We start from the raw sequence: 26,166 nt of genomic DNA, 5'->3' as shown, positions 1-26,166 counted from the left end.
GGTCCTTGCTCGCGCTCAGCCGGTGACCGAGTCGTAGAGCTGCCGGATGTCGTCGTCGAAGTAGGCGCTGTAGGAGACGTCCGGGGTGTCGCCGCCTTGTTCGTAGCCGCCGATCACGCCGACGACGGTGCCGAGGCCGGTGGTGGGGTCGGGGGTGGTGAGCCAGGGGCCGCCGCTGGTGCCGTCGGGGAAGCCGGGGCAGGCGAGGCGCTGCTGGTAGGTGTCGGACCGGGTGGTGGTGCCGGTGCAGACCACCGGGGCGTCGGTGGTGTCCGGGTAGCCGGTCATGGTGACGACGTTCGTGAAGCCGCGGTCGAGGCCGAGCTGGTTGGCGCCGGTGAGGCTTTCCAGTGAGGCGGCGGTGCCGGGCCGGGTCACGGTGAGGAAGGCGAAGTCGAGGTCCTGGTCGGCGTCGGCGGTCCAGCCCGGGGGGACGGCCGCGGAGGTCACGGTCCAGGAGCCGAAGGGCGCGATGCCGTCGTGGTAGCCGGGTTCGAAGGTGAGGCCGGAGGTGCCGCCGCCGAGACAGTGGGCGGCGGTGAGGACGAGATCGCCGGCCGGGCTGTGGACGACGCTGGCCGAGCAGAAGTGGTGACCGCCGGAGAACAGGGCGCCGATGGCCGGGGAGGCGGTGCTCGCAGCCGCGCCGGAAGCCGGCCCAGCACCTGCGGCTGCGCCCGAACCCACAGCCGGCCCACTACCTGGGGCGGCGCCCGAACCAGCAGCGGGCCTACTGCCTGCGGCCGCGCCCGAACCTGGGGCTGTCGCTACGCCCGGAGCCTTGCTCGAAGCCGCGCCGGAAGCCGTGTCCGCGGAGGGTGAAGCGTTCGGCACCACGGCGGCGCTCGCCACGGAATCGCTGCCGAGCACGCCCTCGGAGTCCGCGACCGAGGCCGCGCCGCCGGTCAGGACGAGCACCACGGCCGCCGACACCGCCAGCGCCGTTCGGGAAACGTTGATCACCACCGGTCCAGGTCACCACGCCCCGGCGCGTAAAGCACGCTCGGCGCCCGGATGCACAGGAACCTCACAGTGGCGGACCGAAGGTGCATTGCGCCCGAGCGACGGCAGTCCGCGAGTGGCGGAGTGGGAACCGGAATCTCCGGACCGGTGAGCGTGGGACCGCAAACACAGGACCGCAAACACCGGACCGGTGCGGACGTCCGGGGGATCCCACCGGAACGGGATCCCCCGGGCGACCTCAGAAGCGCGTCACCAGCAGCGTCACGCCGGCCTCGCCGCCGCAGTCGACCAGCACGGGCCCGACGCCGGAGCCGATCTGGTCGGACACGCGGGCCGTGGCGCGGTAGTGGGCCGGGTCGGGGTCGAGGATGTGGATGTCGACCAGGGCCGGGTGGTCCGGCAGGCCGCCGAGGACGGTCTTCAGGCCGGTGCCGCCGCCGCAGTCGCCGGTGATCGAGATCTGCTGGCCGCGCGCGGTGGCCGGGTTGGGGCTCACGTGCACGGTCGCGCGGGCACCCTCCGGTGGTTGCTCGCCGGTGGCCGAGGCGGTGGTGACGCCGACCGTCGCCGCGGCCGCGAATGCGCCGGCCGCCACCAGTAGCGTTTTCCTGCTCCCCACAGTGCTTCTCCCTCCTCGGGTGTCCACTGAGGACACCCGCCGAACGGCCCCACGAGGGCGTGGGACTCACGGAGCAAGACGCCGACGCCTCCGGAGCAGGTTCTGTGAGTGACCCAGGTCACGCAAGATCGTCGAGGAAGTCCGTCAGCACGGCCGTGTACGCGGACGGGGTCTCGTCCTGCGGCGTGTGGCCCGCGCCGGGCAGGACGACGACTTCGCCGCGCCACAGCCGGGGCGAGGTGACGGTGCGCAGGTACTCCAGGTTCACCAGCTGTTTCCTCGGCGCCGTGCAGGATCGCGACGGGCACGCGGGAACCGGCGACGATCGAGCGTTCGTCGGCGTTGGCGGTGGACTGCAGGCTGCGGCCGAGCGCGGCGCGCGCTTCGGGGTCGGTGGCGAGGATGTGGGCCACGGCTTCGTCGACGGGCAGCGGTGAGCCGGGGGCGAGCTGCGCGCGGGCGTAGGCCACGGCGTCCTCGCGGGACACCGGGCCGGTGAACCCCGTGGCCACGGCCGGGTTCGGCAGGAACGCCGTGGCGAGGTCGGCCGCCGACGCGACCGGTGGCGTGCCGTGCACCACGATCCCGCGCACGCCCGGCAGCCGGGTCGAGGCCGACAGGGCGATGTGCCCGCCGAGGCTCCAGCCGACGAGTACCGCGTCGCCCGCGTCCGCCGCTTCGGCGAAATCCGCGACCACGCGGGCGTAGCCGGGGATCGAGTAGACCTCCGGCGACGCCGCCGGCGCCGACGAGCCGTGGCCCGGCAGGTCGAGGGCGAGGATGCGGAACCGGCGGCCGAACGGACTGTCGAGCACCCGCGCCCACGCGGCCGAAGACGAGGAGTTGCCGTGCACGAACACCACGGCCGGGCCGGAGCCGGAGCTGGTGCGGTAGGCGATCCGCTGCCCGCCGGCGTCGAGGGTTTCCATGCGGCGAAACGCTAGGCCGGGTGGCGCCCGCGCGGTAGTGCCGCACGGCGGATCGTGCGGCGCTACGATGACGGGAATTGTCGCCGGAGCCCCGCAGGGTGGTCGTTTCGTGGCAGAAGCCGGACAGACGCGGCAGCCGGGGGAGCGGCTGAGCCCGCGGGTGGCGAAGCAGGTCCGCGACCTGATCATGAGCGGTGCCGTGCGCGGTGGCGAACGCCTGCGCACCGAGCACCTCGCCGATCAGCTGGGCGTGAGCGCGACCCCGGTGCGCGAGGCGCTGATGTCGCTCACCGGCGAGGGCATGGTGGACTTCCGGCCCGGCCGCGGGTTCAGCGTGGTGCCGGTGACGCGCCAGGACGTGACCGACCTCTACGACACCCAGGCCTACCTCTCGGGCGAGCTCGCCGCCCGCGCGGCCGGCCGGCTCACCGCCGCGGACCTCACCGGCCTGGCCGCGCTGCAGGACGAGCTCGAACGCGCCGTCGCCGCCGGCGACCTCGACACCACCGAACGCGCCGACTTCGAGCTGCACCGCCGCGTGAACCACGCCGCCGCGGCACCGAAACTCACGTGGATGCTGTCGCTGACCCTGCGGTACGTGCCCTTCACCGCCTACGCCGACATCCCCGGCTGGCCGCTGGCCGCGCGCGACGGCCACGAACCGATCCTCGCCGCCCTGACCGCGGGCGCCAGTGCGGCCGCGCGCGCCACGATGAGCGCGCACATCCACCTCGCCGGCGAGCTGCTCGTGGATTTCCTCGCGGCGCAGGGTGTGCTCGCGGCGGAGTGACGACCGGCCGTGAGCCCGCGCCGCTCCTCGGCGTCCGCAACGCCCGGAAGTGACCCAGCACGCACTGGGCAGAGCGGGACAGTTTTCTATAGAATCCGCTCGACGGCGGTTCCCGGTCGAAGGAGACTCGGTGCAAGAGCGCAACGTGCTGTACATCGGTGGCGAGTGGGTCGCGGCGGCCGGTACCGCCACGATCGAAGTGGAGAACCCGGCCACCGAACAGGTGCAAGCGCGGATTCCGGAGGGCTCGGCCGAAGACGTCGACCGCGCGGTCCGCGCGGCGCGCGAGGCCTTCCCGGCGTGGTCGGCCACCACGCGGGCGGAGCGCCAGGAGCTGCTGCGCAAGCTGCAGGAGGGGCTGGCCAAGCGCGCCGAGGAGATCGGCGAGACGATCGCCCGCGACGTCGGCACCCCGCTGCGCATCGCGACGCGCATCCAGGCCGCGCTGCCGCAGACGGACGTGCAGACCTATGTAGACCTGCTCGGTGAGGACGCGCCGGAGGAGAAGGTCGGCAATTCGCTGATCGTGCGCGAGGCGGCGGGGGTCGTCGCGGCCATCACGCCGTGGAACTACCCGCTGCACCAGATCACCGCCAAGGTCGCGCCCGCGCTGGCCGCCGGCTGCACCGTGGTCGTGAAGCCCAGCGAGGTCGCGCCGCTGAGCGCCTACCAGCTGTTCGACGCGATCCACGAAGCCGGTTTCCCGGCCGGTGTGGTCAACCTGGTCACCGGGTTCGGCCCGGTCGTCGGCGAGGCGCTGGCGACGCACCCGGAGGTCGACGTCGTGTCGTTCACCGGGTCCGTGCGCGCCGGCACGCGCGTGGCCGAGGTCGCCGCGCGCACCGTGAAGCGCGTGACGCTGGAGCTGGGCGGCAAGTCCGCCAACGTGATCCTCGACGACGCCGACCTCGCCACGGCCGTGAAGGTGGGCGTCTCCAACGCTTTCCTCAACGCCGGCCAGACGTGCACCGCGTGGACGCGCATGCTCGTGCCGCGCGAGAAGCACGAAGAAGCCGCGGCGCTGGCGAAGAAGTTCGCCGAAGGCTTCACCGCGGGCGACCCGCTGGACGCGAAGACGAAGCTCGGCCCGCTGGTGTCGGCCGCGCAGCGCGAACGCGTGCGCGAGTTCATCACCAAGGGCGTGGCCGAAGGCGCGACGCTGGTCACCGGCGGCGCCGAAGCTCCCGAGGGGCTCGACACCGGCTACTTCGTGCGGCCCACCGTGTTCGCGGACGTGGATCCGGACTCGACGATCGCGCAGGAGGAGATCTTCGGCCCCGTGCTGTCGATCATCCCGTTCGACGACGAGGAAGACGCGCTGCGCATCGCCAACAACTCGAAGTACGGCCTGCACGGCGCGGTGTGGTCGGGCGACCAGGACCGCGCGCTGGCGTTCGCGCGCCGCGTGCGCACCGGCCAGATCGACGTGAACGGCGGCGCCTACAACCCGCTCGCACCCTTCGGTGGCTACAAGGCCTCGGGTGTCGGGCGTGAAATGGGCCGGCCCGCGCTCGACGAGTTCACCGAGATCAAGTCCATCCAGCTCTGAGCCGGGCAGCCAAGAAACCGAGAAGCCGAGAACTCCAGCACGACAGAGGAGAAGACACCGTGGTCAAAGCCGTGGTCGTGCGCGAACCGGGCGCCGTGCCCGAGGTCCGCGACATCGTGCTGCCGCCGGTCGGGCCGGGCGACGTGCGGGTGCGGATCGCCGCAGCCGGCGTCTGCCACTCCGACCTTTCGATGGTCGACGGCACGCTGAAACCGCAGTACCCCTTCGTGCCCGGGCACGAAGCGTCCGGAATCGTCGCCGAGGCCGGTGCCGAGGTCACGCACGTGAAGCCCGGCGACCGGGTGGTGCTCAACTGGGCCGCCGCCTGCCGCGAGTGCTGGTTCTGCCAGGCCGGCGAGCCGTGGCTGTGCTCCACGATCGAAGGCATCACCACCTTGCCGCGCGGCGAGGTGGACGGCGAGGCGCTCAACGTCGTGCTCGGCGTCGGCGGCTTCGCCGAGGAAACGGTGCTGCCCGGCAAATCCGTGGTGCCGCTGCCCGACGGCGTGCCGCTCGACCTGGCGGCGCTCATGGGCTGCGCGGTGCTCACCGGGGTCGGCGCGGTGCGCAACACCGCGAAGGTCCGAAGTGGACAATCGGTGCTCGTGATCGGGCTCGGCGGCATCGGGTTGTGCGCGGTGCTCGGCGCGAAGCTCGCGGGGGCGTCGCCGATCATCGCCGTGGACGTGTCGCCGGAGAAGGAGGAGCTGGCGCGCGCCGCCGGCGCCACGCATTTCCTGCTGAGCGAGGAAAAGCTCGCGAAGCAGGTGCGGGGTCTCACCGAGGGCCGCGGCGCCGACCACGCCTTCGAGTGTGTGGGCGCGGCCGCCACGATCCGCACGGCGTGGAGTTCGGTACGCCGCGGTGGGCACTGCACGGTGGTCGGCGTCGGGCGGCGCGACCAGGAAGTGGTTTTCAACCCGTTGGAGATCTTCCACTTCGCGCGCACGCTCACCAGCACCGTCTACGGCGCTTCCGACCCGGACCGCGACATCCCGGTGCTCGCCGAGGAGGTGCGCTCCGGTGAGCTGAACCTGGAAAGCCTGGTGACGCACCGGATTTCGCTCGAGGAGGTGCCCGAGGCGTTCGACCGCATGCGCGCGGGCCAGGGCGCCCGCTCGGTGATCCGGATCGCGGCCGAGGTCTGAGGCGGAGCGAGCCCGCGGCGGTCCGGGGAGGGCCGCCGCGGGTTCGGCTCAGTCCGCGACGTCGAGCGCCGCGCGGATGATGCTGTCGGTGTCGATGCCGTGGTGGCGGTACACGCTCTCCAGGTCACCGGACTGCCCGAACCGCGTCACCCCGAGGTGCGCGGCCCGCACCCGGTGCACGCCGGCCAGGAAGGCGAGCGTGTGCGGGTGGCCGTCGAGCACGGTCACCATCGGCGCCGAGCGTTCGGCCGGCAGCGCGGAGTCGAGCACCCACGTGTCGGCGGTGTCCTGGCCCGAGCGCGCCTGCAGCGCGCGGAAGAGCAGGCCCGCGCTCGTCACGCACACCACGTCGGCGTGCTTGCCCAGCGCGTCGAGCCGGTCGGCGGCGTCCAGCGCCTCGGTGACCATCGCGCCCATCGCCACGATCGTCACGTCCGGGCGCGCGACCGCGGCCGTGCGGATCGGGTAGGCGCCGGCCACGACCTGGCGGCGCCGGCGTTCGCGCGCGGCCGGGTCGGCGGGCACCGCGGCGAGGTTCTGCTCCACGGGCCGCGTCGAGAGGCGCAGGTACGCCGAGGTGCCGTCGGGCCGGCCGAGCCGCGAGAGCGACGCGAGCAGCGTCCACTCGACGTCGATCGCGAACGCCGGCTCGTACGTGATGCAGCCCGGTTGCTCGAGCCCCACCGACGGCGTGGTCACCGACTGGTGCGCGCCGCCTTCCGGCGCCAGCGTGACGCCGGACGGCGTGCCGACGAGGATCGACTGCCCGCCGCCGTAGATGCCGAAGGACCACGGTTCGAGCGCGCGCTCCACGAAGGGGTCGTAGAGCACGCCGATCGGCAGCAGCGGCCGGCCCCAGCGCGACCACGTGGTGCCCAGCTCGCCCAGCGCGCTCACCAGGTTCACCTCGGCGATGCCCAGCTCCAGGTGCTGGCCGGTGGGCCGCTCGCGCCAGTGCAGGATCGTCTCGGGGTCGTCGGCGAACCAGTCCACGCGCTCCTGCGGTGACCACACGCCGACCTTGTTGACCCAGCCGCCGAGGTTGGTGCTCGACGACACGTCGGGGCACAGCGTCACGACCAGCTTCGCGGCTTCGGGCGCTTCGCGCGTGAGGTCGAGCAGCGCACGGCCGAGCGCCGCCTGCGTGGTGGTGCGGCCCGAAGGCGTGCGGCCGATATCGGTGGGAATGGCCGGAACCTCGTGCGCAACAACGGGTTCGCGGCGCAGGCGGGTGGCCGTCTCGGCGCACAGCCGGGCCGCGGCCGAGCCCTCGGCGAACTTGCCCCACGGGTGGTCGAGCGAGGTGCCGACGCGCTCGGCCAGCTGCCCGAGCTGCTCGGCCGTGAGCAGCGACGAGTGGTTCTGCGGGTGGCCTTCGCTCGCGAGACCGAAGCCCTTCACGGTGTAGGCGAAGATCACCGTGGGCCGGCGGTCGTCGATGGCGTCGAACGAGTCGAGCAGCGCGGGCAGGTCGTGGCCGCCGAGGTTGCGGATGGCCGCGTGCAGCGTGGTGTCGTCGAGCGTGTCCAGCAGCGGCGCCAGCTCGGGCGAGGCGAGCCGCTCGCGCAGCTGAGCCGGGGTGCAGCGCAGCAGCCGCTGGTACTCGGGGTTGGGCATGTCGTCGATACGCCGGCGCAGGGCGTCGCCGCCGGGGCGTTCGAAGAGCTCCTGCAGCAGGCGGCCGTACTTCACGGTGAGGACCTGCCAGCCCGCCGCGTCGAACATGCCCTGCAGGCGCGTGGCGCCGATGTTGGGCACCACGCGGTCGAGCGACTGGCGGTTGAGGTCGACGATCCACACGACCTCGCCGAGCTCTTGCACGTTCGGGTCGAGAATGGACTCCCAGACCGCACCCTCGTCGAGCTCCGCGTCGCCCACGAGCGAGTACTGGCGGCCGGTGCCCGCGCCGCCGGTGGTCGACTCGACGTAGCGGCGCGCCAGCGCGCCCCAGATCGGCGCGGTGGCGCCGATGCCGACCGAACCGGTGGAGTAGTCGACCTGGTCGGGGTCCTTCGAGCGCGACGGGTAGCTCTGCAGGCCGCCGAACTCGCGCAGCGACGTGAGGTACTTCTCGTCGAGGCCGTCGAGCAGGTAGTTGATCGCGTGCAGCACGGGGGAGGCGTGCGGCTTCACGGACACGCGGTCTTCGGCGCGCAGCCGCGCGAACCACAGCGCGGTCATGATCGAGACCATCGACGCGCTCGACGCCTGGTGGCCGCCCACCTTCAGGCCGGTCGGGTTGGGCCGCACGCGGTTGGCGTGGTCGATGATCGCGGTCGAAAGCCAGAGCACGCGGTCCTGCACCTCGCGCAGGACTTCCGTGTCCGCGGTGGTTTGCGGGGTGCGCTCGGCGGCGGGGCTGCTCACGACGACAACGACCTCTCTGCGATCTTCTTGGGCGTAACGCGGTCTCCAGTCCAACAGAGCTGGGTATGCTGCACAACCGATGGTCTGTTCAGTGAGCAGAACGCCCAGAATCGCGCCTCGGGCGCCGAGAGGACTGCGCACCATGCCCAGTGGCCAGCGGCTCGACGGGACCGACGCCCGCATCCTGCTCGCGCTCAACCGCAACCCGCGCGCCACGGCCGTGGCGCTGGCCGACGAGCTCGGGCTCTCGCGCAACACCGTGCAGAGCCGCCTCGCGCGGCTGGAACAGGGCGAGTCGCTGCGCTCGGTCGAGCACCGCATCGACCCGGCGGCGCTGGGCTACCCGCTCACGGCGTTCGTGACCGTGCAGGTCACGCAGCGGCTGCTCGACGAGGTCGGCCGCGCGCTGGCCGCGGTGCCGGAGGTGCTGCAGGTGCGCGGCCTCACCGGACAGTCCGACCTGCTGGTGCACGTGGTGGCACGCGAGGCCGACGACCTCTACCGCATCGCCGGGCAGATGCTCGAGATCCCGGGCGTGGAGCGCACGCACAACGCGCTCGTGATGCGCGAGATGGTGCCCTACCGGATCACGCCGCTGCTGGAGCGAGCCGTGGCCGGGAAGTGAGCCGCGCGGGCACACTGGAGGCGTGAACGATCTTGTCGCGCGGGGCCGCGAGCTGCGGCCGCTGCTCACCGCCGAGGCCGCGCGAGGCGAAGCCGACCGGCGTCTCACGGACAAGGCCGTGCGCGCGCTCGACGACGCCGGCCTCTTCCGCCTCGGCACGCCGCGGCGGTTCGGCGGCCACGAAACGACCCTGCGGACGCTGGTGGACGTCGGCGCCGAGGTCGGCGCGGCCGACGGCGCGACCTCGTGGGTGCTCACGCTCGTGAACGCGTGCGCGTGGGTGGTGGGCCTTTTTCCGCCGCGGGCGCAGGAGGAGGTGTTCGGGGCGGATCCGCACGCGAAGATCGCGGGCGCGCTCGCGCCGACGGCCGAGGCCGAACGGGTGCCCGGCGGCTACCGCGTGGGCGGGCGCTGGCCCTACGCGTCGGGGATCGCGCACGCGGGCTGGGCGCTGCTCGGGATCCCCGTCGGCGCCGCCGGCGAGCCCGCGATGGCCCTGGTTCCGGAGAGTGACTACGCCGTGGAGCGGACGTGGGCGGTCGCGGGCATGCGGGGCACGGGCAGTGACACCGTGGTGGCGGACGGCTTGGTCGTGCCCGACCACCGGATCGTCCGGACCGCTGAAGTTCTGCAACGTGTTCCTGTTTTCGCGCCGTACCTCACCGTGGTGCTCGCGGCGCCGCAGCTCGGCCTCGGCCGGGCCGCGCTGCGGCTCGTGGGCGAGGCCGCGACGCGCAAAGGGGTGACCGGAACCGGCTACGCGCGCCAGGCCGATTCGGCGGTGTTCCAGCTGCGGTTCGCCGAAGCGGCGTTGAAAATCGACACCGGGCACCTGCACACCGCGCGCGCCGCGGACGACGTCGACACGGCGGTCGCGAGTGGTGATCCGATGTCCGACCGGGCGCGGGCGCGGGTGCACGGCGATGTCGGGCTGGCGGTGCAGAGCGTGGTCGACGCGATCGGGATCCTCGTGGCCGCGCACGGCACGGGCGGGTTCGCCGACACGCATCCGTTGCAGCGCATCTGGCGCGACGCGAACTTCGCCCTGACCCACGCGATGGCACAGCCCGCGGTGAACTACGAGATCTACGGCAAGGCCTTGCTCGGGGTGCGGCCGAACATCACCGCGATGCTCTGAACCCGTGCTGCGCGAAGGCCTTACGCGGCCGCGTCGTCTCCGGTGCGCTCGCGTTTGCGCATCAGGATCGTCCGGTGGATCCAGACGAACACCGGGACCGTGACGAGGCCCCACAGGAACATGCCGGTGCTGCCGGCCAGCAGCCCGACCACGATCATCAGCACCACGGTGACGTCGGCGAGGATCAGCGTGGTGAGCCACGCACGCGAGCGCACGGGCGGTGCGCCGCCGCTCAGGGCCGCGACGAAGTCCGGGTCGCTCGCGGCCAGCTCTTCTTCGATCTTCCGCAGCGCGCTGCGGTCACGATGGGGAAGCATGACCCCCTCCTCAGGACGGATCGGGCCGGGGTGATCGCCCTACCAGTTGAGTACCCCGGCCTACCCCACGTCAAGCGCCGTTTTTCCAGGAATAATCGCCAAACCGGGCCGGTGGTGGGGTGCGGTGTGACCGGAGGCCACGCACTCACTCTAGAACACTTCCGGCGGCCAGGCGGATTTCGTTGCAAACTGAAACACGTTCTAATACCGTCGGAGTCGTGAGATACGGCATCGTGCTCTTCACGAGCGACCGCGGGATCACCCCCGCGGAGGCGGCGCGGGCGGCCGAAGCGGCCGGGTTCGACACCTTCTACGTTCCCGAGCACACGCACATCCCGGTCAAGCGCACGGCCGCGCACCCGCGGACCGGAGACGCGAGCCTGCCCGACGACCGCTACCTGCGCACGCTCGACCCGTGGGTCTCCCTCGCCACGGCGGCCTCGGTCACCACGCGCATCCGCCTGGCCACCGCGGTGGCGCTGCCGGTGGAAAGCGACCCGATCACCCTCGCGAAGGCCGTCGCGACGCTCGACCACCTCTCCGGTGGGAGAGTGACGCTCGGGGTCGGGTTCGGGTGGAACACCGACGAGCTGGCCGACCACGGGGTGCCGGGCCGCCTGCGCCGCACCGTGTTGCGCGAGTACCTCGAGGCGATGCGTGTGTTGTGGACCGACGAGGTGGCGAGCTTTGCGGGTGAGCACGTGGCGTTCGGCCCGAGCTGGGCGTGGCCGAAACCCGTGCAGGAGCGCGTTCCGGTGCTCGTGGGCGCGGCCGGCACCGAACGCACGTTCCGCTGGATCGCGCGCTCGGCCGACGGCTGGCTCACCACACCGTCCGAAGTGGACATCGAGGAGAACGTGGGGCTGCTGCGGCAGATCTGGCGCGCCGAGGGGCGGGCCGGCGAGCCCGAGGTGGCGGCGCTCGGCCCGCGACCCGATCCGGCCGGCCTCGCGCGCCTGGCCGACGCCGGGGTGACCGAGGTGATCTTCGGCCTCCCGGACCGCGAGCCGGCCGAGGTCGTGGCGTGGCTGGGCCGGCTGGCGGCGAAAGTCGGGCGCGGAACGCTCATCGGACGCTGACAAGTTCCTGACCGGTCCGTCCCGGCGTCCGTCACGCGAACCGACGGGCACGGACTCGTGATCACGGTCGCGAAACCGTTGCGGCGTGGGCAGTCCTTCCGCGCGTGCCGGCACACCGGGCTACTTCTCCCCGGGCGGGTTCGAGCCGCGGGACCGGCCGATCTGCCCCGACGGCGTGTTGCCGGAACGGTTCACCAACCCCGTGCACGAGCTGGCCCACCAGTGGTTCGGCGACGCGGTGTCCTTTTCGGACTGGCGGGACGGCTGCCTCGCCGAGTGCTTCGCGCAGTACACCGGGCTGTGGGACGAGATCGAGAACGGGGCCGACCTCGATGCGAGCTACCGCGCCATCGTGGAGCAGAACGCCGGCGACGCGGCCTACTGGCAGGTGCCGATCCACGACCCGGGCAAGGACCGGCCGCTCGACTTCGCCCTCTACGACCGGGGTTCGCTCCTGCTCCACGCCCTGCGCCGCACGATGGGCGACGACGAGTTCTTCGGCGTGCTCAAGCACTGGATCGCCGCGCACCGCGACGGCAACGCGTCGTGGCCCGACTTCGAGCGCTTCGCGTCCGCCGAGGCCGGCCAGGACCTGTCGGGCTTCTTCACGGCGTGGACGCACAGCTCGGTGATTCCGCCGGCCCACTACCTGTACCCGGGTTCGCTCGCACGCTGAGCGGGCGGAATATCACTCGAACAGGTGAAGTGCGCCGCCGGCCGTCATGCTGTTCACCGGATCGCCTCTCGGTGGGTGTGGCGGTGACCGGCCGGCACGCCCCCCGACTGGCCGGTCACCGCTGTACGCATCCGGCATTCGGGTGCCGCCCGGCGAGGCGATTGGCGCCTCTCGGCGTGGGCCGCAAGACTGGGCCGGTGCAGAGCCCGACCGCCTCCGGATCACCGAGCCCCGACGTTTCGCCCGAGCTGGCCGAGCTGGCCGCCGCCTACGGCGTGGCGACCCACTACGAGAACTCCGACCGCGTCGAGGTGCAGGTCGAGGCCGACGTGGTGGTCGCCGTCCTCGCGCAGTTCGAGGTCGACGCCACGACCGAGGACGCGATCCGCGAGGCCCTCGACCGGGTCCGCGCCGTGCGGGCCTCGACCGACCTGCCGCCCACGCTGATCGTCCGCGCCGGCGAGCCGCGTGAGCTGGGCCGGGAGGTGACCGTCGAGCTGGAGGACGGCACCGTCCGCGAGGTCGGCACCACGCTGCCGGCCGACCTGCCGCTGGGCTGGCACCACGTGGTCGACGGCGAGCGCCGGGTGCCGCTGGCCGTGGTGCCGGCGAAGCTGCCCGAGGTGCCCGCGGCGTGGGGCTGGATGCTGCAGCTCTACGCCCTGCACTCGGCCGGCTCGTGGGGGATGGGCGACTTCGGCGACCTGCGCACCACGGCCACGCGCTCGGCCGCCGAGCTGGGCGCCGGGGTGCTGCTGGTCAACCCGGTGCAGGCGTTCGCGCCGGCGCACCCGGTGGAGCGCTCGCCGTACTCGCCGTCGAGCCGCCGGTTCGCGAACCCGGTGTACCTGCGGGTGACCGACACCGAGGCGTTCGCGCGGGCCGACGAGCCGACGCGGGCGAAGGTGCTGGCGCTGGCGCCGGACGCGGTTCCGGACCTGATCGACTACGACGCCGTGTGGGACGCCAAGCGCACCGCGCTCGAACTGCTGCGCCCGCACCACCCGCGGCCCGTCGAGCTCCACGGCGACTTGCGTGACTTCGCGACGTTCGGCGCGCTGGCCGAGGTGCACGGCGCCGACTGGCGCGAGTGGCCCGAGGCGTTGCGCGACCCTTCCGGCACCGAGGTGGCCGCGGCGCGCGAAGAGCTGGCCGACCGCGTCGAGTTCCACGGCTGGCTGCAGCAGTTGTGCCACGAGCAGCTCGACGAGGTCCGCCTCGCCGCGCGCGAGGCCGGCATGACCGTGGGGGTCGTGCACGACCTGCCCGTGGGCGTGCACCCCGGCGGCGCCGACACCTGGGCGCTGCGCGACGTGTTCGCGGCCCGCGTGCGGGTGGGCGCGCCGCCCGACGCGTTCAACCAGCAGGGCCAGGACTGGAACCTCCCGCCGTGGCGGCCCGACCGCCTCGCCGAAGCCGGCTACGCGCCGTTCCGCGACGTCGTGCGCGGGGTGCTGCAGCACGCCGACGGCATCCGCGTGGACCACATCGCCGGGCTGTGGCGCCTGTGGTGGATCCCGCCGGGCGAGCCCGCGAATCGCGGCACCTACGTGCACTACGACGCCGAGGCGATGCTCGGCGTGCTCGCGCTGGAAGCCCAGCGCGCCGGCGCCGTGGTGGTCGGCGAAGACCTCGGCACGGTCGAGGAGACCGTGACCGAGACCATGCACGAACGCGGCGTGCTCAGCTCCGCCGTGCTGTGGTTCCAGCGCGACTGGGACGCACCGGGCAAACCGTTCGTGCGGCCCGCCGACTGGGACCCGCACGCGATGGCGAGCATCTCGACCCACGACCTGCCCACCGTGTCCGGCTGGCTCGAAGCCGAGCACGTGCGCGTGCGGGCCGAATTGGGCCTGCTCGACCGGCCCGTGGAGCAGGAGTACACCGAAGCGGCGGCCGAACGCACCGCGCTGCTCGACCTCGTTGCGCGCGAAGGCATCCCCGCCGACGACCCGGTGGTGGCCCTGCACACGCTGCTGGCCTCGGCGGCGTCACGCCTCGTGCTCACCTCACCGGCCGACGTGGTCGGCGAACGGCGCCAGCCCAACCTGCCGGGAACGGTCGACCAGTACCCTAACTGGCGGATCCCGCTCCCCGTCAGCGTCGACGGGTTCTTCGCCGACGCCCGGGTGCGTGCGGCGGTCGCCCCGCTCAAGGCCGCCCGCCCGCTCCCGTAACCGCGTCCGGCCTTCGTGGTTCGAGACCCGCCCGCGCGGGTAAGTCAGTGTTCCCCGAGCAACCGCTCCCGAGCAGAGTTCCCCGAGCAGCGTTCCCCGAGCAACCCGACAAACCGATGTCCCCCAAGGAGAGTCCCGTGCGTCCCTGGCCCGGAAGGCCCTACCCGCTCGGCGCCACCTACGACGGAGTGGGCACGAACTTCGCACTGTTCTCCGAAGTCGCCGACTACGTGGAGCTGTGCCTGTTCGAAGAGGACGGCACGGAAACCCGGTCGCGGCTGGAGGAGGTCGACGGGTTCGTCCACCACGGCTACCTGCTCGGCGTCGGCCCCGGCCAGCGTTACGGCTTCCGCGTGCACGGCCCGTACGACCCGGAGCGCGGCCTGCGCTGCAACCCGAACAAGGTCCTGATCGACCCGTACGCCAAGGCGCTTTCGCGGGGCGTCGACTGGTCGGAGGCGCTGTTCGGGTACCAGTTCGACCAGCCCGAGGAGCGCAACGACCAGGACTCGGCCGGGCACGTGCCGTACTCGCTGGTGGTGAGCCCGTTCTTCGACTGGGCCAACGACCGCGCGCCGCGCACGCCGTACCACGAGACCGTGATCTACGAGGCCCACGTGCGCGGCATGACGATGACGCACCCCTTCGTGCCCGACCGCCTGCGCGGCACCTACGCCGGGCTTGCGCACCCGGCCGTGATCGAGCACCTGAAGAAGCTCGGGGTCACGGCGGTCGAACTGATGCCGGTGCACCAGTTCGTGACCGACCACGGCCTCGACGAGAAGGGCCTGCGCAACTACTGGGGCTACAACACGATCGGCTTCTTCGCCCCGCACGACGGCTACGCGGCGATGCCGGGCCAGGGCGGGCAGGTGCAGGAGTTCAAGGGCATGGTGCGCGCCCTGCACGAGGCCAACATCGAGGTGATCCTCGACGTCGTCTACAACCACACCGCCGAGGGCAACCACCTCGGTCCGACGCTGTCGATGCGCGGCATCGACAACGAGGCCTACTACCGGCTGGTCGAGGACGACCCGCAGTACTACATGGACTACACGGGCACCGGGAACTCGCTCAACGTCCGCAACCCGCACACGTTGCAGCTGATCATGGACTCGTTGCGCTACTGGGTCACCGAGATGCACGTGGACGGCTTCCGCTTCGACCTCGCCTCGGCGCTCGCGCGCGAGTTCTACGACGTCGACCGCCTGTCCACGTTCTTCGAACTCGTGCAGCAGGACCCGATCGTGAGCCAGGTCAAGCTCATCGCCGAGCCGTGGGACGTCGGCCCCGGTGGCTACCAGGTCGGCAACTTCCCTCCACTGTGGACGGAGTGGAACGGGCAGTACCGCGACACCGTGCGCGATTTCTGGCGCGGTGAACCGTCGACGCTGGGGGAGTTCGCCTCCCGCATCACGGGTTCCTCGGACCTCTACCAGGACGACGGCCGCCGGCCGTTCGCGTCGATCAACTTCGTCACGGCCCACGACGGCTTCACGCTCGAGGACCTGGTGTCCTACAACGAGAAGCACAACGAAGCCAACGGCGAGGACAACCGCGACGGGGCCGACGACAACCGCTCGTGGAACTGCGGCGTGGAGGGCCCGACCGACGACGAGGAGGTCCTCGCCCTGCGCGCCCGCCAGCGCCGCAACCTGCTGGCCAGCGTGCTGCTGTCGCAGGGTGTGCCGATGCTGCTGCACGGCGACGAGCTGGGCCGCACCCAGCAGGGCAACAACAACGCCTACTGCCAGGACTCCGAACTGTCCTGGATGGACTGGGCGCTGGCGAAGGAGAACGCCGACCTCGTCGAGTTCACCGCCGCGCTCACCGCGTTCCGCAAGGCGCACCCGGTGTTCCGGCGCCGCCGGTTCTTCCAGGGCAAGCCGGTGCGCAAGGGCGAGGAGCTCGGCGACATCGCCTGGTTCACGCCGGCCGGCGAGGAGATGACCGAGGAGAACTGGGAGGACGGCTTCGGCAAGTCCGTGGTGATCTTCCTCAACGGCGAGGGCATCTCCGACCTCGACCCGCGCGGCATGGCGGTGGTCGACGAGTCGTTCCTGCTCGCGTTCAACGCGCACTACGAGGACATCGCGATGACCTTGCCCGCCAACGGCTACGGCACCGAGTGGACGGTCGTCGTGGACACGGCCACCGGCCAGGTCGGCAAGTCCGACGTGGAACCGGTGCCGGGCGGGGGCAAGCACACGCTCGCCGCGCGGTCGCTCGTGGTGCTGCAGCGCACGGGCCGGGAGGAGCAGGAGTGAGCGCGCCGTCCTCGACCTACCGGGTGCAGCTGCGCCCGGAGTTCACCTTCACCGACGCCGCCGCGATCGTCGACTACCTGCGCGCGCTCGGCGTCGGCGCGCTGTACACGTCGCCGGTGCTCGACGCGACCACCGGGTCCACCCACGGCTACGACGTGGTGGACCCGACCCGCGCACGGCCGGAGCTGGGCGGTGAGCAGGCCCGCAAGGTGTTGTCGGCGCGGCTGAAGTCCGCCGGGCTCACGCTGGTGGTCGACATCGTGCCGAACCACATGTCCGTGGAGATCCCGAAGCTCGACCGCTGGTGGTGGGACGTGCTGCGCCACGGGCAGGCGGCCGAGCACGCGGGGTTCTTCGACATCGACTGGAGCCGCGGCAAGGTGCTGCTGCCGGTCCTCGGCGAGGACGCGGCGGCGGCCGAGCTGAAGGTCGAGGGCTCGGGTGACGACGCCGAGCTCGTGTACTACGACCACCGCTTCCCGATCGCGCCCGGCACCGGCGAGGGCACGCCGCAGGAAGTGCACGCGCGGCAGAACTACGAGCTCGTGGGCTGGCGCCGCGGCAACGCGGAGCTGAACTACCGGCGGTTCTTCGACATCACGAACCTCGCGGCCGTGATGGTGGAGAAGCCCGAGGTGTTCGCCGAGACCCACGGCGAGGTGCTGCGCTGGGTGTCCGACGGGGACGTCGCCGGCCTGCGCGTGGACCACCCGGACGGCCTGGCCGACCCCGGCGGCTACTTCCGCCGGCTGCGCGCGGGCGCCCCCGACGCGTGGCTGGTCGTGGAGAAGATCCTGCACCCCGGTGAGGCGCTGCCGCAGAGCTGGCCGGTCGAGGGCACCACCGGCTACGACGCGCTCAACGAGATCACCGGCGTGTTCGTGGACCCGGCCGCGGAACCGGTTTTCACGCGGCTCGCCGACGAATTGGGCGTGCGCACCGACTACGCCGCCGTGGAAGAGGAAGCCCGCCGGCTGGTGACCGACCGCATCCTGGTGGCCGAGGTGCATCGCATCGCGGCGCTGGTCGAGGGCCTTGAGACCGGCACTGAACCGGGCACTGCAACGGGCACCGACGCCGAAGCCGCGCGCGCCGCCGTGGCCGAGGTGATGATCGCGTTCGGTGTCTACCGCTCGTACCTGCCGGAGGGCGCCGCCGAGTGGACGCGGGCGGTCGAGCGCGCGCGGTCGCGCCGTCCCGACCTCGGCACCGCATTCGACGCCCTGGACACGCAGGTCCGCGCCGAGCCGCAGGGCGAGCTGGCCACGCGCATCCAGCAGACGTCCGGCATGGTCGTGGCCAAGGGCACCGAGGACACCACCTTCTACCGCTTCACGCGCTTCGCCGCGCTCAACGAGGTCGGCGGCGACCCCGCGCGCTTCGGCCTTTCCACCGAGGACTTCCACCGGCTGGCGGCGGACCGCGCCGCCGGCCGCCCGGCGAGCATGACCACGCTGACCACCCACGACACCAAACGCTCCGAGGACACCCGCGCCCGGCAGGTCGCGCTGGCTGAGCTGGCCGACGAGTTCGCCGACGCCGTGCGCCGCTGGACCGAGCGGTGCGGCATCGACGAGCCGGCGCTGAACCTGCTGGCCTGGCAGACGCTCGTGGGCGCGTGGCCGATCGCGCCCGAGCGGCTGCGCGACTACCTCGACAAGGCGGCCAAGGAGTCGAAGCTCCGCACCACCTGGACCGACCACGACGAGGCGTTCGAGCGCGCCGTCGCCGAGTGGCCCGAGCGGGTGCTCGCCGACGCCGGGCTGGTGGCCGAGGTCGAGGAGTTCGTGGGCCGGTTGCGCACCGCGGGCTGGGTGAACTCGCTGGGCCAGAAGCTCGTGCAGCTCGCCGGGCCGGGGGTGCCCGACGTGTACCAGGGCACCGAGCTGTGGGACTTCTCGCTCGTGGACCCGGACAACCGGCGCGAGGTCGACTACGCCGCGCGCCGCGCGATCCTCGACCGCGTGCTGGCCGGCGAGCAGCCCGCGGTCGACGAGACCGGCGCGGCCAAGCTGCTGGTCGTGCACCGCGCGCTGACGCTGCGCCGCGAACGTCCGGAGCTGTTCGCCGGGTATCGCCCGCTGAAGGCCGAGGGCGCGGCCGCCGAGCACCTGCTCGCGTTCCAGCGCGGGGAGAACCTGGCGGTGGCCGTGACGCGGCTGCCGGTCGGGCTGGAGAAGGCCGGCGGCTGGCGCGACACCGTGCTGCCGCTCACCGACGGCGTCTGGACCGACGTGCTCACCGGGCGTGCGCTCGGCGACGCGCCGGCGGCCGCCGCGTTGTTCGACCGCTACCCGGTGGCTCTGCTGGTGCGAGGGGATTCCTGAATGTTCACCGTGTGGGCGCCCGCCGCGGACCGCGTGCGGGTGCGTGTCGACGGCACTGACCACGAGATGACGGCGACGGACGGCGGCTGGTGGCGGGCCGACGTGACCGGCACCGACTACGCGTTCCTGCTCGGCGACGACGACAAGCCGCTGCCGGACCCTCGTTCGCTGCGCCAGCCGGACGGTGTGCACGCGGCCTCGCGGGTCTATGACCACGCGGCGTTCGACTGGACCGACCGCGCGTGGACGGGCCGTCAGCTGCCCGGTGGCGTCGTCTACGAGCTGCACCTGGGCACCTTCACCGAGGGCGGCACGTTCGACTCGGCGATCGAGCGGCTCGGCCACCTGGTGGACCTCGGCATCACCCACGTCGAGCTGCTGCCGGTGAACTCCTTCGACGGCACGGCCGGCTGGGGTTACGACGGCGTGCTGTGGGGCGCGGTGCACGAACCCTACGGCGGGCCCGACGGGCTCAAGCGCTTCGTGGACGCCTGCCACGCGCGCGGTCTCGCGGTGGTGCTCGACGTGGTCTACAACCACCTCGGCCCCTCGGGTGCCTACCTCGACCGGTTCGGCCCGTACTTCGCCGGCCACACCGACTGGGGCGCCGGCCTCAACCTCGACGGACCCGGTTCCGACGAGGTGCGCCGCTACGTGCTCGACAACGCGCTCGGCTGGCTGCGCGACTTCCACGTGGACGCGCTGCGGCTCGACGCCGTGCACGCGCTGGTGGACAAGCGTGCCACGCACCTGCTGGAGGAGCTGGCCACCGAGGTCGGCGAGCTGTCCGCGGCCGTGCGCCGCCCGCTCACGCTCATCGCCGAGTCGGACCAGAACGACCCGCGCCTGGTCACCACGCGCGACGGCGGCGGCTACGGCGTGCACGCGCAGTGGTCCGACGACCTGCACCACACGCTGCACGTGCGCCTCACCGGCGAGACCAGCGGCTACTACGCCGATTTCGCCGCGCCCGGCGCGCTCGCGAAGACGCTGCGCGAGGTGTTCTTCCACGCCGGCACGTGGTCCTCGTTCCGCGAACGCACCCACGGCCGCCCGGTGGACACGCGCAAGGTGCCGGGCCACCGGTTCCTCGCGTACCTGCAGAACCACGACCAGATCGGCAACCGCGCCACCGGCGACCGGCTCTCGGCCACCGTGGCTCCCGGGAAGATCGCGGCGGCGGCCGCGGTGGTGTTCTGCTCGCCGTACACGCCGATGGTGTTCATGGGCGAGGAATGGGCGGCGAGCACGCCGTGGCAGTTCTTCGCGTCCTTCCCGGACCCGGAGCTGGCCGAAGCCGTGCGCACGGGCCGGCGGCGCGAGTTCGGCCGCCACGGCTGGGGTGAGGCCGACGTGCCGGACCCGATGGACCCGGCGACCGTCGTGCGCTCGCGGCTCGACTGGACCGAGCCGGAGCAGCCGGCGCACCAGGCGATGCTGCGGACCTACCGCACGCTGATCCGGCTGCGCCGCGAACGGCCGGAGCTCGCCGACCCGGACCTCGCCGGCTTCGAGGTGCGCGCGGCGCCCGACGATTCGTGGCTGGTGCTGCACCGCGGCGCGCTGCGGCTCGCGTGCAACTTCGGCGAAACACCGGCCACCGTCCCACTGGGCGGGACGCCGGGGGAGGTCCTGGCCTCCTGGGACACGCCCGAGTTCGACCATGCCGGTGAACCTCACGGCGGATCCGTGCGGCTGCCGCCCTCGTCGTTCGTGCTGGTCGTCACCTCGTGACGGCGCCGACCAGGCAAAATCCGCGTCTTTCGCGAGAAAGTTCAGCCAGGTAGCCGGACCCGCGGGACGCGTCGGCCTGGGAGGATCCCCCCATGGCAACACGACCCGCTTCCGACACCCAGGTCCTGGCCGGCCGCCCCTTTCCGCTCGGCGCTCACCCGGAAGCCGGAGGGGTGCGGTTCGCCGTCACCTCGGCGGTGGCCGACGCCGTGGAGGTCTGCCTCCTCGGTGACGACGGCACCGAGCGCCGGATCGAGCTCACCGAGCGGACCTTCGGCGTGTGGCACGGGCTCGTCCCCGGAGTCACGCCCGGCCAGCGCTACGGCTACCGCGTCCACGGCCCGTACGACCCCGGGCGAGGGCTGCGCTGCAACCCGGCGAAGCTGCTCGTGGACCCGTACGCGCACCGGATCAGCGGCCGGCTGACCGACCTCGGCGCCGCGCAGGGGTTCGTGGGCGACCCGGACCGCGGCCCGGCGTCCACTGTGGACTCCCTCGGCAGCGTGCCGCTCTCGGTGGTCACCTCGCCGGGCGGGCCGGACACGGGCGTGAAGCCCGAGGTGCCGTTCGAGGAGTCGGTGATCTACGAGCTGCACGTGAAGGGCTTCACCGAGCTGCACCCGTTCATCCCGGAGGCGCTGCGGGGCACGTACCTCGGCCTGGCGCACCCGGTGGCGATCGAGCACCTCACGCGCCTGGGCGTGACCACAGTGGAACTGCTGCCGGTGCACGCGTTCGCCGACGAGCCCTCGCTCGTGAAGGCGGGCCGGCACAACTACTGGGGTTACTCGCCGCTGGGCTACTTCGCGCCGCACCCGGGCTACGCGAGCGAGCCCGGCCGTGAGGTCGAGGAGTTCCGCACGATGGTGGCGGCGCTGCACGCGGCCAACATCGAGGTGATCGTCGACGTCGTGTTCAACCACACCTGCGAGGGCGGTCCCGACGGGCCCACGCTGTTCCTGCGCGGGCTCGACGCGCCGGCGTACTACCTGCACACCAAACGCGGGCAGATGGCCGACATCACCGGCTGCGGCAACACCCTCGACGCGGGTTCGCCGACCGTGGTCCGCCTGGTCACCGATTCCCTGCGGTACTGGACGCAGGAACTCGGCGTCGACGGCTTCCGCTTCGACCTCGCGAGCACGCTGGGCCGCCCGCGCGGCGGCATGTTCGACCGCGACTCGACCATGCTCACGGCCATCACCACCGACCCGGTGCTCTCGCGGTGCAAGCTCATCGCCGAGCCGTGGGACGCGACGGGGGAGGGCTACCGCGTGGGCGACTTCGGCGCGCAGTGGGCCGAGTGGAACGGGCGCTACCGCGACACGCTGCGCGACTTCTGGCGCGGCGTCACCGGCGTGCGCGACCTCGCGTTCCGCCTCTCGGGCTCGTCGGACCTCTACGATCACAACCTGCGCCGGCCGTGGCAGTCGATCAACTTCGTGACCGCCCACGACGGTTTCACCTTGCGGGATCTGGTGTCCTACAACGAAAAGCACAACGAGGGCAACGGCGAAGAAAACCGCGACGGCACCAACGACAACCGCTCGTGGAACCACGGCGCCGAAGGCGAGACCGACGACCAGTCGATCGTCGCGCTGCGCACCCGGCAGGCGCGCAACCTCTTCGCCACCCTGCTGCTGTCCACCGGCACGCCGATGTTCGTCGCGGGTGACGAGATGTGGCGGACCCAGGGCGGCAACAACAACGCCTACTGCCTCGACGACGAGACCTCCTGGATCGACTGGACGCCGTCGGCGGCCTCGGAGCCGATGCTCGCCTTCGCGCGGCGGGTGGTGCGGATCCGCGCGAGCAGCCCGGCGCTGCGCCAGCCGGAGTTCTTCGAGGGCCGCACCACGCCCACCGGCAAACCCGACCTGGTGTGGTTCCGGCCCGACGGCGAGGAGTTCGACGAGATCGACTGGTTCGACGAGAGCCGCCGCACGCTGTGCATGTGGATCGACGGCTCCAACTCCCAGGCCCGCAACCGCGAGGGCGAGCTCGTGACCGACCACTCGTGGCTGCTGATCCTGCACGCCGGTGAGGACGACACCGAGGTGGTGCTGCCCGGGCCCGAGTACGGCGCCACCTACAAACCGACGCTCGACACCGGCACGGCCGACGGCAGCCCCGCCTACGTGGGCGTGCTGGACCCGAAGTCACGCATCGTCGTGGCCGCTCGCTCGCTGCAGCTGCTGCGGGCGCCGCGGGACTTCGTGGCGGGTCCCCAGCCCCTCTAGCGCGGGGGCCGGCGTGTCCCGCGGTGGATCGATCCAGAGGTTTCGCAGAAATCGGTCAAGAGACCACCCTCACCACGGAACACCGGAATCCTGCTCGTCATCCGGTTTGTTGGATGTTGAAATCCAGCGTGGACATCCCCGAGGAGAACTGCATGAGCGACGACGGCACACCGTCCGAGCCCGGTTTGCGAATCGGCTTGGTCGCGGAGTCGACGAAGACCGAGACACGCGTCGCGCTGACGCCGGACACCGTGCGCAAGGCCGTGGGCCTGGGTTACACCGTGCGGGTGGAGTCCGGGGCCGGGGCGCGATCCGGGTTCGACGACGAGGCCTACCTGTCCGCGGGCGCCGAGGTCACGGCCGATCCGGTGTGGGACGCGGACGTGGTCGTGACGATCAACGCGCCGGGCCCGGACGAGATCGAGAGACTGCGACCCGGCACCACGCTGGTGTCGATGCTGGCGCCCGCGCTGGAACCGGAGCGGCTGGCCGCGCTGGCCGAGCGCGGCGTCACGGCGCTGGCGATGGACGCGGTGCCGCGGATCTCGCGGGCCCAGTCGCTCGACGTGCTCAGCTCGATGGCGAACATCGCCGGCTACCGGGCCGTGATCGAGGCCGCGCACGTGTTCGGCCGGTTCTTCACCGGCCAGGTCACGGCGGCGGGCAAGGTGCCGCCGGCGAAGGTGCTGGTCGCCGGCGCCGGGGTGGCCGGGCTGGCGGCCATCGCGGCCGCCAACAGCCTGGGCGCCGTGGTGCGCGCGACCGACCCGCGCCCGGAGGTGGCCGACCAGGTGCGCTCGCTGGGCGGTGAGTACCTCGCGGTCGAGGTCGAGCAGGAGGCCAGTACCGACGGGTACGCGAAAGCGACGTCGGAGGCCTACGACCGGCGCGCCGCGGAGATCTACTCCGAGCAGGCCGCCGACGTGGACATCGTCATCACCACCGCGCTCATCCCGGGCCGGCCGGCGCCGAAGCTGCTCACGGCCGAGCAGGTGGCGTTGATGAAGCCCGGCAGCGTGGTGGTGGACATGGCCGCCGCGCAGGGCGGCAACGTGGCCGGCACGGTCGCCGGTGAGGTCGTGACCACCGCCAACGGCGTCACGATCATCGGCTACACCGACCTGCCGGGCCGGCTGCCCGCGCAGGCTTCGCAGCTGTACGGCACCAACGTGGTGAACCTGCTGAAGCTGCTCACGCCGGAGAAGGACGGCCGGCTCACGCTGGACTTCGAGGACGTGGTGCAGCGCGGGCTCACCGTGGTCCGCGACGGCGAGGTGCTGTGGCCGCCGCCGAAGGTGTCCGTGAGTGCCGCACCGCCGCCCGCGCCCGCACCGGCCGCTCAGCCGGCCAAGCCGGAGCAGGCCAAGTCGCCGTGGGCCCGCGCGGTCGTCGCGGTGGTCGGCGCGGTGCTGCTGTTCCTGGCGTCGGCGTTCGCGCCGCCGGAGCTGGCCGGGCACCTCACGGTGTTCGTGCTCGCGATCGTGATCGGGTTCTACGTGATCGGCAACGTGCACCACGCGCTGCACACGCCGCTCATGTCGGTGACCAACGCGATCTCCGGGATCATCGTCGTCGGCGCGATCCTGCAGATCGCCGGCGGCGGGATCGCCACCACCGTCCTGGCCGCGGCCGCCGTGCTGCTGGCCTCGATCAACATCGTCGGTGGCTTCCTGGTCACGCGCCGGATGCTGTCGATGTTCTCGAGGAGCTGACCCCGTGCACGCAGAGACCTGGAAGACCGCGGCGTACCTGATCGCCGCGCTGCTGTTCGTGGCCAGCCTCGCGGGGCTGGCCAAGCACGAGACGTCGCGCCGCGGCGTCTGGTTCGGCATCGCCGGCATGGCGATCGCGCTGATCGCGACCGGGGCCACGGTGCTCGGCCTCGCGAGCGGGCTGGGCATCACGCTGCTGCTGGTGGCGCTCGTGATCGGCGCCGCGATCGGCGTGTGGCGGGCGCGGGTGGTCGAGATGACCGGCATGCCCGAGCTGATCGCCCTGATGCACAGCTTCGTCGGCCTCGCCGCGGTGCTGGTGGGCTGGAACGGGTTCCTCGAGGTCGAGGGCGACAGCGGCCAGACGGAACTGGTGGGCTCGCTGCTGGGCATCCACCACGCCGAGGTCGTGATCGGCGTCTTCATCGGCGCGGTGACCTTCACCGGCTCGATCGTGGCGTACCTGAAGCTCTCGGCGCGGATCCCGTCGGCGCCGTTGCAGCTGCCCGGCAAGAACGTGCTCAACCTCGGCGCGCTCGTCGCGTTCGCGGTGCTCACGGTGTTCTTCGTGCTCAGCCCGGCCACCTGGTTGCTGGTCGTGGTCACGGTGCTGGCGCTGCTGCTGGGCCTGCACCTGGTCGCCTCCATCGGCGGCGGCGACATGCCGGTGGTCGTGTCGATGCTCAACTCGTACTCGGGCTGGGCCGCGGCGGCGTCGGGCTTCTTGCTGGGCAACGACTTGCTGATCATCACCGGCGCGCTCGTCGGCTCGTCCGGTGCCTACCTGTCCTACGTGATGTGCAAGGCGATGAACCGCTCGTTCATCTCGGTGATCGCGGGCGGGTTCGGCGCGCCGGCCACGAGCGGCGCGGCGGAGGTCACCGGCGAGCACCGCGAGATCGACGCCGCCGGGGTGGCCGACCTGCTCTCGGGCGCGAGCTCGGTGGTCATCACGCCGGGCTACGGCATGGCGGTGGCGCAGGCCCAGGCCCCGGTGGCCGAGCTGACGCGGCGGTTGCGCGAGCAGGGCGTGAACGTGCGCTTCGGCGTGCACCCGGTGGCCGGGCGGCTGCCCGGGCACATGAACGTGCTGCTGGCCGAGGCGAAGGTGCCCTACGACATCGTGCTGGAGATGGACGAGATCAACGACGACCTCGCCGACACCGACGTCGTGCTCGTGATCGGCGCCAACGACACGGTGAACCCCTCGGCCGCCGAGGACCCGGGCAGCCCGATCGCCGGCATGCCGGTGCTGCGGGTGTGGGAAGCCGGCAACGTCGTGGTGTTCAAGCGGTCGATGGCCCCGGGCTACGCGGGGGTGCAGAACCCGCTCTTCTTCCGCGACAACAGCCAGATGCTCTTCGGCGACGCCAAGGAACGCGTGCAGGACATCCTCGCCGCGCTCCCGGCCCGCGTCGGCTAGCCCGGCACCCGAAAAGTCCGTACCACCCGCGCCGCCGGTTCCCTGGGAGCCGGCGGCGCGGTCGTGCGCGGGGCCCGTCGCGCCGG

19 protein-coding genes are annotated in these 26,166 nt (G+C 72.2%); 14 read left to right on the top strand and 5 right to left on the bottom strand.

Annotated elements, in window-relative coordinates; genetic code table 11:
- Positions 1 to 15 precede the first annotated feature (15 nt).
- From VSH64_RS17170 to VSH64_RS17160, 3 genes are all read right to left on the bottom strand, one after another.
- Complete coding sequence (locus VSH64_RS17170; protein ID WP_326836615.1) at positions 16 to 963, bottom strand: trypsin-like serine peptidase; 948 nt, start codon at positions 961 to 963, stop codon at positions 16 to 18.
- A 238-nt stretch (positions 964 to 1,201) separates the two neighbouring features.
- Positions 1,202 to 1,465: a hypothetical protein gene (locus VSH64_RS17165; RefSeq protein WP_326836614.1), complete on the bottom strand. Its 264-nt coding sequence runs from the start codon at positions 1,463 to 1,465 to the stop codon at positions 1,202 to 1,204.
- On the bottom strand, positions 1,456 to 2,511 hold the full coding sequence (locus VSH64_RS17160; RefSeq protein WP_326836613.1) for an alpha/beta fold hydrolase: 1,056 nt from the start codon (positions 2,509 to 2,511) through the stop codon (positions 1,456 to 1,458). The genes VSH64_RS17165 and VSH64_RS17160 overlap by 10 nt, the downstream gene beginning before the upstream one ends.
- Positions 2,512 to 2,620: 109 nt before the next feature.
- Between VSH64_RS17160 and VSH64_RS17155 the strand changes: the two genes are divergently transcribed.
- The 3 genes from VSH64_RS17155 (at position 2,621) to VSH64_RS17145 (ending at position 5,998) form a co-directional block, all read left to right on the top strand.
- Positions 2,621 to 3,301, top strand: coding sequence for a GntR family transcriptional regulator (locus tag VSH64_RS17155; RefSeq protein ID WP_326836612.1), 681 nt, complete (start codon positions 2,621 to 2,623; stop codon positions 3,299 to 3,301).
- A 130-nt stretch (positions 3,302 to 3,431) separates the two neighbouring features.
- On the top strand, positions 3,432 to 4,850 hold the full coding sequence (locus VSH64_RS17150) for an aldehyde dehydrogenase family protein (RefSeq protein WP_326836611.1): 1,419 nt from the start codon (positions 3,432 to 3,434) through the stop codon (positions 4,848 to 4,850).
- Positions 4,851 to 4,909: 59 nt separating this feature from the next.
- Complete coding sequence (locus VSH64_RS17145; protein WP_326836610.1) at positions 4,910 to 5,998, top strand: Zn-dependent alcohol dehydrogenase; 1,089 nt, start codon at positions 4,910 to 4,912, stop codon at positions 5,996 to 5,998.
- A gap of 48 nt (positions 5,999 to 6,046) precedes the next feature.
- Here the strand turns inward: VSH64_RS17145 and VSH64_RS17140 are convergent, their stop codons facing one another.
- Positions 6,047 to 8,365 carry a transketolase-like TK C-terminal-containing protein gene (locus VSH64_RS17140; RefSeq protein ID WP_326836609.1) on the bottom strand — a complete coding sequence of 773 codons (2,319 nt, stop codon included), beginning with the start codon at positions 8,363 to 8,365 and terminating at the stop codon, positions 6,047 to 6,049.
- Between the two features lie 142 nt (positions 8,366 to 8,507).
- Here VSH64_RS17140 and VSH64_RS17135 point away from each other — a divergent pair, with 142 nt between their 5' ends.
- Positions 8,508 to 8,990 (top strand): Lrp/AsnC family transcriptional regulator, encoded by a 483-nt coding sequence (locus VSH64_RS17135; protein WP_326836608.1) that lies wholly within the window; start codon positions 8,508 to 8,510, stop codon positions 8,988 to 8,990.
- Positions 8,991 to 9,012: 22 nt separating this feature from the next.
- The gene (locus VSH64_RS17130) at positions 9,013 to 10,128 is read left to right on the top strand and encodes an acyl-CoA dehydrogenase family protein (RefSeq protein WP_326836607.1); all 1,116 of its coding nucleotides are present in this window, start codon (positions 9,013 to 9,015) and stop codon (positions 10,126 to 10,128) included.
- Positions 10,129 to 10,148: 20 nt separating this feature from the next.
- Here VSH64_RS17130 and VSH64_RS17125 read toward each other — a convergent pair whose 3' ends face one another.
- A complete protein-coding gene (locus tag VSH64_RS17125; protein WP_326836606.1) occupies positions 10,149 to 10,445 on the bottom strand; it encodes a DUF3040 domain-containing protein in 297 nt (98 codons plus the stop codon).
- 218 nt (positions 10,446 to 10,663) lie between these two features.
- Here VSH64_RS17125 and VSH64_RS17120 point away from each other — a divergent pair, with 218 nt between their 5' ends.
- The 9 genes from VSH64_RS17120 to pntB all read left to right on the top strand — a co-directional run bounded on the left by VSH64_RS17120 (position 10,664) and on the right by pntB (position 26,080).
- The gene (locus VSH64_RS17120) at positions 10,664 to 11,524 is read left to right on the top strand and encodes an LLM class F420-dependent oxidoreductase (RefSeq protein WP_326836605.1); all 861 of its coding nucleotides are present in this window, start codon (positions 10,664 to 10,666) and stop codon (positions 11,522 to 11,524) included.
- Positions 11,525 to 11,609: 85 nt separating this feature from the next.
- A complete protein-coding gene (locus VSH64_RS17115; protein WP_326836604.1) occupies positions 11,610 to 12,200 on the top strand; it encodes a M1 family aminopeptidase in 591 nt (196 codons plus the stop codon).
- 197 nt (positions 12,201 to 12,397) lie between these two features.
- Positions 12,398 to 14,377 carry a 4-alpha-glucanotransferase gene (gene malQ / locus VSH64_RS17110; protein ID WP_326836603.1) on the top strand — a complete coding sequence of 660 codons (1,980 nt, stop codon included), beginning with the start codon at positions 12,398 to 12,400 and terminating at the stop codon, positions 14,375 to 14,377.
- 137 nt (positions 14,378 to 14,514) lie between these two features.
- Complete coding sequence (gene glgX / locus VSH64_RS17105) at positions 14,515 to 16,644, top strand: glycogen debranching protein GlgX (protein ID WP_326836602.1); 2,130 nt, start codon at positions 14,515 to 14,517, stop codon at positions 16,642 to 16,644.
- Positions 16,641 to 18,971, top strand: coding sequence for a malto-oligosyltrehalose synthase (treY, locus tag VSH64_RS17100; protein WP_326836601.1), 2,331 nt, complete (start codon positions 16,641 to 16,643; stop codon positions 18,969 to 18,971). Before glgX (VSH64_RS17105) ends, treY begins: the two co-directional genes overlap by 4 nt.
- The gene (gene treZ, locus VSH64_RS17095) at positions 18,972 to 20,705 is read left to right on the top strand and encodes a malto-oligosyltrehalose trehalohydrolase (RefSeq protein ID WP_326836600.1); all 1,734 of its coding nucleotides are present in this window, start codon (positions 18,972 to 18,974) and stop codon (positions 20,703 to 20,705) included.
- 92 nt (positions 20,706 to 20,797) lie between these two features.
- Complete coding sequence (gene glgX, locus VSH64_RS17090) at positions 20,798 to 22,945, top strand: glycogen debranching protein GlgX (RefSeq protein ID WP_326836599.1); 2,148 nt, start codon at positions 20,798 to 20,800, stop codon at positions 22,943 to 22,945.
- A 113-nt stretch (positions 22,946 to 23,058) separates the two neighbouring features.
- Positions 23,059 to 24,657: a Re/Si-specific NAD(P)(+) transhydrogenase subunit alpha gene (locus VSH64_RS17085; protein ID WP_326836598.1), complete on the top strand. Its 1,599-nt coding sequence runs from the start codon at positions 23,059 to 23,061 to the stop codon at positions 24,655 to 24,657.
- A gap of 4 nt (positions 24,658 to 24,661) precedes the next feature.
- Entirely contained in the window at positions 24,662 to 26,080 is a 1,419-nt protein-coding gene (gene pntB, locus VSH64_RS17080; protein ID WP_326836597.1) for a Re/Si-specific NAD(P)(+) transhydrogenase subunit beta, read from the top strand.
- The last annotated feature ends 86 nt before the right edge of the window (positions 26,081 to 26,166 follow it).

It is taken from the genome of Amycolatopsis rhabdoformis, from assembly GCF_035918295.1.
Lineage (GTDB): Bacteria > Actinomycetota > Actinomycetes > Mycobacteriales > Pseudonocardiaceae > Amycolatopsis > Amycolatopsis rhabdoformis.
The sequence above is the reverse complement of the archived record's forward strand: the minus strand, read 5'-3'. Positions and strand labels throughout refer to the sequence as shown.